12 protein-coding genes are annotated in these 12,357 nt (G+C 45.4%); 7 read left to right on the forward strand and 5 right to left on the reverse strand.

The annotated features are described in order from the left end of the window. Both F8C76_RS02010 and F8C76_RS02015 read left to right on the forward strand, forming a co-directional pair. Nucleotides 1–1,392, forward strand: a complete 1,392-nt coding sequence (locus tag F8C76_RS02010; protein WP_152130237.1) for a RagB/SusD family nutrient uptake outer membrane protein — start codon at nt 1–3, stop codon at nt 1,390–1,392. 28 nt (nt 1,393–1,420) lie between these two features. Next, complete coding sequence (locus F8C76_RS02015) at nt 1,421–3,670, forward strand: zinc-dependent metalloprotease (RefSeq protein WP_211372104.1); 2,250 nt, start codon at nt 1,421–1,423, stop codon at nt 3,668–3,670. 40 nt (nt 3,671–3,710) lie between these two features. Here the strand turns inward: F8C76_RS02015 and F8C76_RS02020 are convergent, their stop codons facing one another. From F8C76_RS02020 to F8C76_RS02040, 5 genes are all read right to left on the reverse strand, one after another. After that, the gene (locus F8C76_RS02020; protein WP_152130239.1) at nt 3,711–3,986 is read right to left on the reverse strand and encodes a DUF6520 family protein; all 276 of its coding nucleotides are present in this window, start codon (nt 3,984–3,986) and stop codon (nt 3,711–3,713) included. A gap of 59 nt (nt 3,987–4,045) precedes the next feature. After that, the gene (locus F8C76_RS02025) at nt 4,046–5,149 is read right to left on the reverse strand and encodes a hypothetical protein (RefSeq protein ID WP_152130240.1); all 1,104 of its coding nucleotides are present in this window, start codon (nt 5,147–5,149) and stop codon (nt 4,046–4,048) included. After that, the gene (locus F8C76_RS02030) at nt 5,146–5,592 is read right to left on the reverse strand and encodes a MauE/DoxX family redox-associated membrane protein (protein WP_152130241.1); all 447 of its coding nucleotides are present in this window, start codon (nt 5,590–5,592) and stop codon (nt 5,146–5,148) included. The genes F8C76_RS02025 and F8C76_RS02030 overlap by 4 nt, the downstream gene beginning before the upstream one ends. 96 nt (nt 5,593–5,688) lie before the next feature. Next, a complete protein-coding gene (locus F8C76_RS02035) occupies nt 5,689–6,615 on the reverse strand; it encodes a helix-turn-helix transcriptional regulator (RefSeq protein WP_152130242.1) in 927 nt (308 codons plus the stop codon). Nucleotides 6,616–6,682: 67 nt separating this feature from the next. After that, a complete protein-coding gene (locus tag F8C76_RS02040; protein ID WP_152130243.1) occupies nt 6,683–7,054 on the reverse strand; it encodes a DUF7793 family protein in 372 nt (123 codons plus the stop codon). A 198-nt stretch (nt 7,055–7,252) separates the two neighbouring features. Here F8C76_RS02040 and F8C76_RS02045 point away from each other — a divergent pair, with 198 nt between their 5' ends. From F8C76_RS02045 to F8C76_RS02065, 5 genes are all read left to right on the forward strand, one after another. Further along, a complete protein-coding gene (locus tag F8C76_RS02045; RefSeq protein WP_152130244.1) occupies nt 7,253–9,658 on the forward strand; it encodes an aminotransferase class I/II-fold pyridoxal phosphate-dependent enzyme in 2,406 nt (801 codons plus the stop codon). Nucleotides 9,659–9,670: 12 nt separating this feature from the next. Then, complete coding sequence (locus F8C76_RS02050; RefSeq protein WP_152130245.1) at nt 9,671–10,510, forward strand: RteC domain-containing protein; 840 nt, start codon at nt 9,671–9,673, stop codon at nt 10,508–10,510. A 278-nt stretch (nt 10,511–10,788) separates the two neighbouring features. After that, nucleotides 10,789–11,067: a helix-turn-helix domain-containing protein gene (locus F8C76_RS02055; protein ID WP_152130246.1), complete on the forward strand. Its 279-nt coding sequence runs from the start codon at nt 10,789–10,791 to the stop codon at nt 11,065–11,067. Between the two features lie 2 nt (nt 11,068–11,069). Next, complete coding sequence (locus F8C76_RS02060) at nt 11,070–11,609, forward strand: hypothetical protein (protein ID WP_152130247.1); 540 nt, start codon at nt 11,070–11,072, stop codon at nt 11,607–11,609. After that, nucleotides 11,606–12,268, forward strand: coding sequence for a P-loop NTPase family protein (locus tag F8C76_RS02065; RefSeq protein ID WP_152130248.1), 663 nt, complete (start codon nt 11,606–11,608; stop codon nt 12,266–12,268). Before F8C76_RS02060 ends, F8C76_RS02065 begins: the two co-directional genes overlap by 4 nt. Nucleotides 12,269–12,357 lie beyond the last annotated feature (89 nt).

Below are 12,357 nucleotides of genomic sequence, written 5' to 3' on the forward strand. Positions count from 1 at the left end.
ATGATGTCAAATTTTAATTCCAAATTAAGCTTAGGAGCCATTATGCTTACAGTCTCCTTGATATTGATTTCCTGCGAATCATACCTGGATATTGATCCGCCAACCAACCAAATTGTAGGTGAAGTGGTTTTTAGTGACCAAGCAACGATCGAAGCCGGTTTTGCCCATATATATTCCCAGTTCAGGGAAAGTGCCTTTCCAGCAGGAAACCCGACAGGTATGACATACTTGATGGGGATGTATGCAGATGAAATGGAATATGCCGCCACCAATGACCTAGAGGCCAAAAGTTTTTATGACAACAGTTTGTTGCCATCGAACAATTCGGTCCAAAACCTTTGGAACACAGGTTATTCTTTGATCTATGCCGCCAATAGGATATTGGAGGGCGTCGAAAATTCTCCATCACTTACAGAAATGGACAAAGACCGTTTTATAGGGGAGGCTCTTTTTGTGCGGGCCTATATCCATTTTAACCTGACCAATCTCTTTGGTGCCATTCCCTATATAACTACTACCGATTATAGAATAAATATGAAGGTGTCAAAAATGGAGACAGCAATCATCAATGAAAGTATCGTTAAGGATCTGATGAGGTCAAAGGAACTCATTGGCATATCCGAAACGGGTATATCACACTTCCGGCCAAATCGTTGGGTGGTCTCTGCCTTCTTGTCGCGGGTCTACCTTTATCAAGGGGATTGGCAATCTGCACTTGATGAGGCGCAAAATGTGGTCTTGGATAGTGGGTCGGATTTGGAACCCAATCTGGATGATGTTTTCTTGGGAAACAGCCAGGAGACCCTATGGCAACTGGATACCCGGTCTCCAGGAACCAATACCAATGAGGCCTATCATTTTGTGGTGTTGAGTGGTCCTCCCAATAAGGCTACCCTCAGCCAATCCCTGCTGGAAAGTTTTGAGGAGGGAGATAAGCGTTCGGTGTCTTGGGTCGGTGCCTTTTCGAATGAGTCGGGGACGTGGTATTTTCCCAATAAATATAAACTGTACTTGGTAACTGAGACCACTGAGGAATACTCCATATTATTTCGATTATCGGAGCAATACCTGATCGTGGCAGAGGCAAGTGCACAATTGGGCCAGATTGACCAAGCCTTGGGATACCTAAATGAAATAAGGGGCAGGGCTGGATTGCAGCCACTGGAGGGATTGGAACAAGAGGCGGTCATGGAGGCCATTCTAAAGGAAAGGCGCGCCGAGTTGTTTATGGAACAGGCCCATCGTTTTTTTGACCTTAAGCGTACCGGTCTGGCAGATGCGGTTCTATCCTCTGAAAAACCGTTTTGGGAGGAAACAGATATCCATTTGCCCATTCCGGAGTCCGAATTGTTGATCAACCCTAATCTATTACCACAAAATGAAGGGTATTGATATGTATTTAGTTCCCCTTTTAAAGCACATGACATGCCAATTTTTGCTCTCATGTATTATTGGATTAGTTGCCTGTCCCCTTTGGGGGCAGGCTAATTTTGGGATTCGGGGGAAGTTGGAGCGGGAAAGAGTGATCCTTGAACTGCAAGAACATATACTCGATGTCCCCTTGTTGTTTGTACGGCACGGAGATGGTCAATTGCAGGTGAAATGGTCCAGACAAAGGGGTATGGTCCAATTGGACATCTCTTGGGTGGATTCCAAAGCGGGTGTTCAAATTCCCATGTACCATGATAGTAGAATCCGTTCGCATATCCTGGGAAGGTTCCCGATACTCGGTGATAAGAAGGCCCTGTATACCATAGATGCCACCGATCTATTCCTAAATGCCGATATCTCTTGGGGATCAATGGTCCCCGAAACGATAGATCCAAAAAGGTCTTATATCGATACCATTGTGCATTTGGACAATGAGCTTGTGATAAGGACCAAAAGGACCACGACCTATGCTGGAAAGGGTAGGACCGTAGCTGTTGACTTTAGCTTCTATGCGTTACCGGAACCTATGATGCCGCGTCTTTTCGACCATCGAATGGCCTATAGCTATGAGGATCGATATAGTCCATTTCGCACGGAGCCCAAAACAGAAAAAGGCAGTATCATGCGATGGCGCTTGGAGAAAAAATATCCGGAAAAGCCCATCGGTGAACCTGTCCGTCCCATCACCCTCTACTTGGATCCCAATATTCCCGAAAAATGGAAACCCTACGTCAAAGCGGGTATTTTGGAATGGTTGCCAGCATTTGAACAGGCTGGGTTCAAAAATGCCATTGTGATACGGGAAATGCCAAAGGACAGTATGGCCATTGTGGGGCAATCCATCAATCGATCTATGGTGCGTTGGAAAGCTCTTGAGGAGGTACGGGGACATAAAGGTGGAGCCTCCACTGCTTATCAGATCACCGATTTTCGAAGCGGTGAAATCTTAAAGGCCGATATCAATCTGGGGACTGATGTCAATACATTGTCGGATGCGTACTTTATACGATGTGCACCTGTGGATGTACGGGCTCAGAAGTATCCCTTTCCCGATGCATTGGTGGGTTCCTTGATCCAAGCCGTTGCCGCCCACGAGATGGGCCATGTCATTGGTATAAATGATGCACATTTTGGGGAATTTGCCTATCCCTTTGAAAAGATAAGGGATACGGATTGGCTAAGGGCTATGGGACATACTCCCAGTATAATGAACTATTCCCGGCACCACCATATTGCACAGCCAGAGGATGGAATCCCAACGGACCTATTGCTTCAACGGGTGGGGCCCTTGGACAAATTTCACATCAAATGGGGGTATGCCCCAGTATCGGGAACCGAGCGGCCCGAGGACGAATTGCCATTTCTGGATGCCATGATCCTGAAATACCAGACAATGCCATGGTTTCGGTTCAATTATACGTTATTCGAAGTAATGGGCCCGGGAAGTACCGATGAAGTGCCGGACAATGACAACCCTATTCAGAGCACCGTCCTAGGGCTGCGAAACCTTGAGCGGGTCATGGAACTGATACCCCAAGTGAACCAAGGGAAAAGGGACCATGAGCTTATGGAACGCTTGCATAGTAAAACCTTGGATTTTTGGTATGCACAGATGTACAGGGTGGTTTCCATGGTCGGGGGCTATTCCGTGCATAACCTATCGGGAAAGCAAGAAGGGACCATGTATGAACCAATCCCTTGGGAAGATCAAATGAAAGCATTGGAATTCCTTTTGGAGAACGCTTTTGAAGTCCCTGAGTGGCTGGCCCGACCAAGTTTTCAAGCCAAGACCCGGTATACCACGAATATTGATTATTTACTACAGCATCAACTGAAGCTATTGGAGGAAATCTTGGATCCACTTCGATTACAGCGATTGGAATATGCGGAGGAAGCCTATTTCAAAAGCAAGGCTTTGGAAATCTATTTTAGGGTTCTGCAGAAGAGTCTCTTCAAGGAATTGGCAGAGAAAGAACCCATTGTCGGAAGAAGAAGGCAAAGCATTCAAAAGGCATATTTGTCCATATTGACCAAGGGAGTGCAACAAGAGGTCGACCGTGATAGGGTAGGATTGGGGTTCACCCTTGGTCAGTTCTCTGAAAACTCAAAGGTTGTCATGCAGGTTGAACTTGGGCTGCTCCAAAGAAAAATGAAGAGGTCCTTGGGAAGAACCAAGAATTTAAGGAGTGTTGGGCATTTGGAACGATGCCTTTTTGATATGGAAAAAGTATGGGATTAGTACCAATTGAAAAGGAGCTTCATTGAAGCTCCTTTTTTGATTAAGGATTATTTTTCCTCAATTCTGTGTGGCATATTGTCCCATTATATTTTTCATAATAGGTCACCTCATCGATGGTACATACATAGTCACCGTTAGTATTGCAGTCCACTTGTTGTGAATTACATGGCTGTTGTGAATTTCCGGTGGGGTAATACCCTTGTATTAGGGTATTGTCATCGGCCATTGGTTCATCAATGGCCGTAAAGGCGCTGGCGGCAATGGCAAAAATAACTGCCAAAGCGGGTAATAAAAACTTGAATGCTCTTGTTTTCATGGTGCATTTAAATTAAAGTTACGATCTACTCTTTTCTTGGGTTTTCGATCTTCCCCCAGCTACGGGCCCGTAGTGTATTGTGTGCCGTTATTTTCTATGTTTTGTGGAAAATGTGGTGTTTGGGTACGGTAAATGGAAACATGGTCATCGACCAGTGCAATTAAAAAGTTCCCCTGTATGGCAAATTCCCGTACTCTTTTCTTTTTGACATGGTATAGGTAAAAACTGAATTCATAAGTGCCCTTCACCACATTGTAAACATCAATGATGGAGGCCTGATCGAGCATATGACGGCTTTCATTCTTCCCCAGTCTATCCGATTGGATAAGAACCATCCCATGGTGTATACTCGCTGTTTTATTGACCAATAATGGTGGTTTGGCCATTTGGATATTACCGTGACGGTCTGGAGCCGTTAATTGGATCTGGGCAACTTTAATGGTGTCTATGGTTCGGTACCTTTTTGCATTTCCAAAGACGGGGTCCATGGCCATAAATTCATTCCTGTAGTAATAAACATAGGCCAACCGGCCCGATGGCAGGTCGGTGAGCATGACTCCGTCAACATCGAAGCGGCCATCGATCTGGGTTTCCAATAGGGTGGTATCTAGCTCAAGGGTCATTTTTTTTGCTTGCCTAAGGATGCCCAAGGCATATTTCTTGGTCATGGAACTGGTGGTCCGGACATAAAGGGCATTACTGTCAATAGGAATTGCCGCATTGAAATAAGCTCCTGCCTCGATCCAGGTCTTTGCTTTCCAATCGCCTAATTTCCCTCTGAGAATGAACGGGACCGTTCCGTCCATGATAAAAAAATATGGTGGCAATATGGATACGCTCAGCGATCGATATTTGAGTTCGGTATCCGAAGGTTTCAACTCGATGTGGAGCGTATCCCTGTTCTTAACGTTTATTTGCAGCAAGTGCCAGGGAGCCGTGCTATTGCCCAAATACAGTAGGTCATTGTCGAACCCGGCAATGTAATAGGAATTGTAGCCAATGTCCAAATCGTATTGTTTGATGATGGGGTGGGGAGGATATCTTCGTGTAAAAGCGTTGTTACGGTGCAATTGATCCTCGGAGAAGAGGAAAAGGATGACCACTAATCCAACACTTGGAACAATGGTTCCCAGAAGTTTTATGAGAACATGGTTGAAAATCATAATAGTGTTGCTTTTAGGGTCTTATTTGGGGCTGATTGCAAAATGGCCATGATGGATAAGCCGATAAAGAATAGATTGAATATGATATGTTCTGTCCAACCCAAGTCCTCCAACACCCCACCACAAGAGCAAGGGACATAAGCACTGAAATTCAGCACCAGTAGGATATAGGTGGTGAACATGGCCATCAGGCCGAGGGTTGCGTAGTGTGCCCGATAGCGGGTGGAATCCATCAACAATAGGAAGGCCAGGGCATATTCAGTTATGGGAACCAGCCATGCTATCCAAGCTGCATAGGCCGTCAATACCGGGGACTGTCCCAATTGTATCTTGAATTGTTGGAAATCCCACAGCTTGCTTGTGGCCGCGTAGATAAAAAGGATGGCATACAGCATACTGATTGCATAGGGGAACCAAACCTTTACTTTTTTTGAACCTTTCATATCCTTTGGATCGATATGGCAAAGTTCGGGAGTCCGATTTATTTGAAACGGAGCATTTCTTGCCCCAAACGGAGGAATTGAACTGTATCTAGACGGTCACTCCCTTAAATCACTTGGGGATTGGCCATACTTTTCCCGAAACGCCCTGGAGAAATGTGCAGCACTTTTGAAACCGGTCATATGGGCAATCTCCTTCAAGGAATGCCCACTGTGCTCGATCAAGGTCCTGGCCTTGCGAAGTCGTTCTTGGGTCTGGAACCGGAAGATGGTGGTACCGTATAGTTGTTTGAAGCCATATTTCAACTTGTACTCGTTGGTACCCATTTGCAGGGCAAGATCTTTCAAAGTGGGAAGGTCCCTTTCCAGATGGTTGATGATCATATCATGGACATCTCGGATCATTTGGATGTCCTGAGGTCTCAACATGACCTTGGGTTCCTTGATGCCTTTGGTGACTTTGAGGTTTTTTTTGGGGAGTCCTGTCCCAAAGGGCGCTCCTTTGGAAAAGAAGACGGTATCCAAAAGGATTTTTTGACCTGACCCATCAAAGGCTTGGAAGACGGAGATGTTGAAATCTTTCTTGATCAATAGTCCCTCAAAGGTGTGGAGTTCAAGTTGGAGAATGGTTTCAGTCCGTTCTTTTTTGAGGAGTTTAGGGAACTTCTTTACCCATCTTTTTTGGGAAACTTCGGTCATGAATTGGATGATCGGTCTTCCAATGAGATCATGGGGTAGGCAGGAGAGCAGGGAACAGGTGCTGTTGGCCACCATCTCAACAATACCTTTGGAATCCAAGAGCAGTGATAATTGGATAATACATTGGGGCGTATTACGGGTATTGGCAAAGCCTTGGTGGATAAATGAGGCCCTGATTTCTTCATTGACCATATTGAGCATTACCGCCAAGGAGGCCATATTGTCGTTTCGGTCAGAAGGTTCCAATCGATAAAAGAAATTCCCGCGGGCCATTTCCAGAAGCATTTTCTGGATGCGCTTGACCCTAAAATCATCATTGTTCGGCATTGTCTTGGACTTGTGGTCAAGGATGTAGACCCGGTGTGAATGGACACTATAGTGTTGGGGCGTTAACTTATAAAGACCTCAAAAAATCCAATGCATCGGATTCTTTGGTAAAGGATCGGGTAGGGACATTCTGGGCTTGGGTGCCCAAATAAAGAGCGCTGATGACATCAGTTACAGGGGGATCGATCAAAAAAGCCAATGCCTTTATCCATTGTGAACCTTCAAAGGCCAGATAATCCCTTGCTGGTTTGTTGACCTGGACCAGGTTTCGGATGTCGCAGAGTATTGGCATTTTCCGTCCTTGCTGCAATTGCATCCGATCCTTGACAATGAGTTGTGCGGCCGGTAGGTCGATACAATGTCCTTTCTTATAAATGATATGTAAAAGATCATCGGTCAACAGATAAATCGCATAGGTATTCTCATGTGATTTTTTCATGCTGTGAAAACTGGTATGAATCCTGAATTTACAAAAATATTATAATTGGGTTCCTTGCTTTGGTTCCTTGCCCCTAATTAAAAGCATTTTACTTGCCTGAAACGGAATAATGCTTGTCTGAAACGGAGTATAGTAAATTGCTGTGCGCTATAATCTTACAAAAGCCAGTACTTTTTAGTACAATTTAAACCAAAGGTTATGGCAAAGATCAAACACCACAATTTTCTGAACACCGTACACGAAGTGTTCTCAGATGCCAAAAGGGCTGGCGTACTTCACCTCTATGCAGGGGGTAAATCCTTTTCGGGGAGGACCATAGAGGTCAAGGGTAGGGAACTGTTCCATTTTGGGACTACCGGCTATTTGGGACTGGAACAGGATACCAGATTAAAAAGGGCCGCCATGGAGGCCATTGATAAATATGGGACCCAGTTTCCCCTTTCAAAGTCCTATATCTCCAATCCCCTTTATGAAGAGTTGGAGGACCACATCAAGGAAATGTATGGATATCCCATCATCATTACCAAGAACAGTACCCTGGGCCATTTGGGTGTCATTCCGAGCGCTGTGGACGATGGGGATGTGATTATCCTAGATCACCAAGTCCATTGGAGTGTTCAGAATGCGGCCAAGATGCTCAAGAACAGAAGTGTTCCCATTGAGATGATCCGGCATAACCATTTGGACATGTTGGAGGACAAAATCAAGAAATACCAATACAAAAAACAGCACATTTGGTATATGGCCGATGGGATCTATTCCATGTATGGGGATTACGCCCCTGTAAAGGAATTGCTGTCACTTGCAGAAAAGTATCCGCAGTTGCGGCTGTACTTTGATGATGTACACGGAATGAGCTGGGTAGGAAGGAACGGGACTGGATATGTCTTGGATCAATTGAGGGAATTACCGGAAAATGTGCTGTTATTTGGTACCTTGAGCAAAACCTTTGGGGCCAGTGGAGCTGTATTGGCCTGCTCCAATCCACAGCTATATGACAAGATCAAGACCTTTGGTGGGCCATTGACCTTTTCCGCCCAATTGGAACCTGCCTCCGTGGCCGCTGCAATAGCATCTGCAAAGATCCACTTATCTCCCGGGATTTATCGGCTTCAGGATGAACTTCGGGAACGGATCGATTATTTCAATGACTGTCTCAGGCTTACCGGATTGCCCTTGATCGATCAGAATACGTCACCGGTCTTCTATATCGGAACTGGAATGCCCAAGACCGGGTACAATTTTGTCAATAGATTGATGCATGAGGGCTTTTATGTAAACCTTGGGATTTTTCCGGCCGTTCCCGTCAAGAATACCGGGGTACGGATCACGATATCCAGGCATAACCAAAAAGAGGAGATCAAAGCATTGGTGGAAGCCATGGAGCATCATTTTCCCATAGCCTTGGAAGATACCCATACCTCTATAGATAGGGTCTTCCATGCTTTTAAGCTAAAGCCTGGCACTATGGGTGAATCCAGGGCAATGCCAAAACTGAAAGTTGAGGTACATGAATCCATCGAACAGATGGATGGGGAACTTTGGGATCGATACTTGGGAGGGCAGGGGGTATATGATGGGGAAGGCCTACAGTTTTTGGAAAGGGCCTTCAAGGACAATGACCGTAAGGAACATAATTGGTCGTTCCGGTATGTAACCATAAAGGATGAAAAGGGCCATCCAATTTTGATGACCTTCTTGTCCCTTGGCCTATGGAAGGATGACATGTTGGCCCCTGCCCAAGTATCCGAAGCCATCGAGGAAGAACGGAAGAGGGACATCTATCATCTTTCCTCCAAGGTGCTTTCCATGGGCTGTCTGTTCTCTGAAGGGAGCCATATGTTTTTGGACGCTTCCCACTCCTTGGTGGACAAGGCCTTGGCGTTGCTTTTGGAAACCATGGAAAAATTGGAACGACAAATGGGGGGCAAGATGACCGTTTTGCGGGATTTTGATGGGAATACTCCTTGGCACAACGAATTGTATGGCCAGGGATTTTTAAGGGTTCAAATGCCCAATAGCTGTACGGTCGATCTTCAGGGAAAGCAAACCATGGAAAACTATATGGGGCAATTGTCCCCCAAGAACCGACGACATTTCCGAAAGGATATCCAACCTTATTTGGGATTGGTACAATCCAAGGTCATCGCTACAGGATCCAGTTCGGAATTGTTGGATTTTAAACGGTTGTTTGAAGAAGTGCGGTCCAGGAACCTAGGACTGAACACCTATTCATTTCCGGACAGGCTCTTTGAGGAAATGAACCAAAATCCTTTATGGGAGTTTATTGTATTGACACCTTTTAAAGACCCTGGTCCCATTGTTGGGGTGATGTTCTGTTATATCAATTTGAACAGGGTCTATGTGCCCGCCTTTGTGGGCATGGATTATGACCGTCTGGAGACCTATGCTACCTATCGGCAATTGCTCTATCGGACCATTGAACGGGCGATTGGATTAGGTATCCCCAAGATCGATTTTGGGATGACCGCTACCTTTGAGAAAAGGAAGCTCGGTGCCGTGGTGAATGAAAAATATGCCTATCTCCAGACCCATGACAATTTCATTTTGGAAATGCTTGGGGTCATGGAAGGCCAGGAGTAATGTTGATTTGCCATGAAATACCAAAAGCTCCTATCGGAATTTGAGGGCCAATTGGATGCATTGGAAAGCGGGAACGGGGATGTCCTTTTCAAGGCAGAGAAAGGGATAGTCCTTGTGGAGAAGAGCATCCGAGAATTGCAAAAGCAGATTACGGGAAGACCTTTTGCTACCCAGGCCGATGAGATCTATTTCTTCAAACATGTCAAGCCCCAGATTTTTAGCAAGCTGATCTATTATGTCAAACTGTTCAATATCGAAAGCAAACGTCCAAGGGGGAACAATGCCGCCCAAGTCAAATACCTCCAGCACCAAATCGATAAGTTCCAGACTTTTTTCAATGATAATCTGGAGTTTTATAATTATTACAGAAGAGGGGCGATGTCCCTGGACGAACAGTATTTTGTCCGGGGTAACAGAGATCTTCGGCTGCCCTTGGAATCCTTCCATTTTTTGATCGATGACCAGTTCTCCACTTGTCAGGATGGGACGGTTGCCACTATCATGGCCTACGATATGTTGATTGTCTACCTCAGAAAGGAGGTGGACGATCTGGATAAAACTTTGGAACCTCCTAAAAGCATAGCTATGGAAAAACCATCAAAATTATTTTGGACCGGAAGTAAAATCGATTTGATCGAACTTTTATATGCCCTCCATTCCAGTAAATGTATCAATAGCGGTACGGTCGATATCAAGGAACTGGCTTCCCATTTTGAGCACTGTTACAATGTGGACCTAGGCAATTATTACCATACGTTCATAGATATCCGGTCGCGAAAGAGCAGTAGGACCCGCTTTTTGGACCGGCTTATCGAAATGCTCAACCAGCGGATGGAATCCCTCGAAGAATAGTTTTTTACCAAGTAGGTACCAACTTGGTAATTTTGGGATTCAGTTGACCTTGGGTCTCATTATGCTGATTTTTAAGAGATTTTACAGGTTCCAAAAAGTCTAAAGGGCACCACGTCGCCCTAAATTTTATGAAAAAAAATCGTTCCCAAGTCGGTACCAACTTGGGAAACTTTTCCAAAAACCTTTTTGAGTTTTGTCCCTGAAAGTCAAATCAGTGGATGGGCCGCCAAATGATATAAACTTCATGAAGCGGCCTTTCCCTTAAAAAAAGCACACACATGGGAGCGACCATCATCACCACCGAAGACCTTAGGGAGTTCAAGATCGAACTCTTGGAGGACATCAAGGACCTTTTACAGAATGAAAACGGACAGCACAACAAGAAATGGCTCAAATCCAACGAGGTCAGGGACCTCTTGGGCATATCCCCGGGGACCCTTCAAAACCTTAGGGTCAACGGAACCCTGCCCTTTACCAAGATAGGAGGGGTGCTCTACTATGAATACCATGAGATCATGGAAGTACTGGAAAAGAACAAGGTCCATAACCGGATTTAGGGATGGAGGGCATCAATTATATCAAGCACCTGAACGGGGTGTTGGCCCAGTTTGCCAAGGACAACCGCTTGAACCCTACCCATATCAGCCTGTACATCGGTCTGTTCCAATTGTGGAACCATAATTATTTTGTCACGGAGTTCCATATTTGTAGGGAAGAGGCCATGGCCTACGCAAAGATTGGTTCCAAATCCACCTATCACCGGTGTATCCGGGAACTCAGTCATTGGAACTATATCCTGTATACCCCATCCCATAACCCCTATAAGGGCAGTCGGATCAAGATGTTCGATTTTGGGACAAGTACCGGACAAGCAGTGGACCGGAACCATACCATAATCGGGACAAGCAATGGACAAGCATTGGTACCTATAAACAAACCTATACAAACATTTAAAAACAATACAAACGGGAGCAAACGAAGAAAAATAAAAAAGAAGATCTTTCAAATTGTAGAAACAAAGGGGCAACAGGTCCCTACCGTTCCGTATCGGGACAACTTGCGGACCACCGAGGATAAGGATTACAATGAACCCCTGTGAAATATAGCGCCCCTCATATCATCACTGAAGGCGCCATAAGCTATGAACTGGGGGTCTTGAAGGGCCGGGAGATCCAATACGATTTTGATAAGATCTTGGTCTATCTCGATGCCAAGGGGAAACTCCTGTTCGGTAAAAAGTTCAGGGTCTACAGGGAAGACCGGGAAATTCTCTATAAACTCAGCCTTTATTTTATTCGGGACCGGGACCGCTGTAAACAGTTTGGCATGGACCTGGACAAAGGACTTCTCCTCTCTGGGCCGGTAGGCTGTGGTAAGACCAGCCTGATGAAACTGTTCAAGTGCATCGTGCCCCATCAAAGACCCTATTCGGTCATTCCTTCCCGAAACATTGTCTTTGGGTTCAACCATTTGGGCTATAAGATCATTGGGGATTATGGAAACACCCAATCCTTTTGTTTTGATGATCTGGGAGTGGAACCCGAAGGGGTCCACTTTGGAAAGGAGTGCAATGTCATGGGAGAGATTCTGTTGTCCCGGTATGAACTCTTCCTGGATCATAAGATCAGGACCCATGCCACTACCAATCTCAATGCCCAGGAACTGGAGAGCCGTTATGGGAGCCGGGTTCGTTCCAGGATGCGGGAACTTTTTAATTTGGTGGGTTTTAAGGCTGGAAGTAAGGACAAGAGGTGTTGAAGGATGTAATTCCGTTTAAGGGATGTTGGGTTGAACATGGATTAATCGGAGTATATTATATTCATTTTTGTTGGTAAATACCAACGTTA

This window comes from Flagellimonas olearia, from assembly GCF_009184425.1.
Lineage (GTDB): Bacteria > Bacteroidota > Bacteroidia > Flavobacteriales > Flavobacteriaceae > Flagellimonas > Flagellimonas olearia.

Bases quoted from the DNA above. Each gene is read 5' to 3' on its own strand.
- F8C76_RS02010 (WP_152130237.1), top strand. From the start codon at position 1: ATGATGTCAAATTTTAATTCCAAATTAAGCTTAGGAGCCATTATGCTT.
- F8C76_RS02015 (WP_211372104.1), top strand. From the start codon at position 1,421: ATGACATGCCAATTTTTGCTCTCATGTATTATTGGATTAGTTGCCTGT.
- F8C76_RS02020 (WP_152130239.1), bottom strand. From the start codon at position 3,986: ATGAAAACAAGAGCATTCAAGTTTTTATTACCCGCTTTGGCAGTTATT.
- F8C76_RS02025 (WP_152130240.1), bottom strand. From the start codon at position 5,149: ATGATTTTCAACCATGTTCTCATAAAACTTCTGGGAACCATTGTTCCA.
- F8C76_RS02030 (WP_152130241.1), bottom strand. From the start codon at position 5,592: ATGAAAGGTTCAAAAAAAGTAAAGGTTTGGTTCCCCTATGCAATCAGT.
- F8C76_RS02035 (WP_152130242.1), bottom strand. From the start codon at position 6,615: ATGCCGAACAATGATGATTTTAGGGTCAAGCGCATCCAGAAAATGCTT.
- F8C76_RS02040 (WP_152130243.1), bottom strand. From the start codon at position 7,054: ATGAAAAAATCACATGAGAATACCTATGCGATTTATCTGTTGACCGAT.
- F8C76_RS02045 (WP_152130244.1), top strand. From the start codon at position 7,253: ATGGCAAAGATCAAACACCACAATTTTCTGAACACCGTACACGAAGTG.
- F8C76_RS02050 (WP_152130245.1), top strand. From the start codon at position 9,671: ATGAAATACCAAAAGCTCCTATCGGAATTTGAGGGCCAATTGGATGCA.
- F8C76_RS02055 (WP_152130246.1), top strand. From the start codon at position 10,789: ATGGGAGCGACCATCATCACCACCGAAGACCTTAGGGAGTTCAAGATC.
- F8C76_RS02060 (WP_152130247.1), top strand. From the start codon at position 11,070: ATGGAGGGCATCAATTATATCAAGCACCTGAACGGGGTGTTGGCCCAG.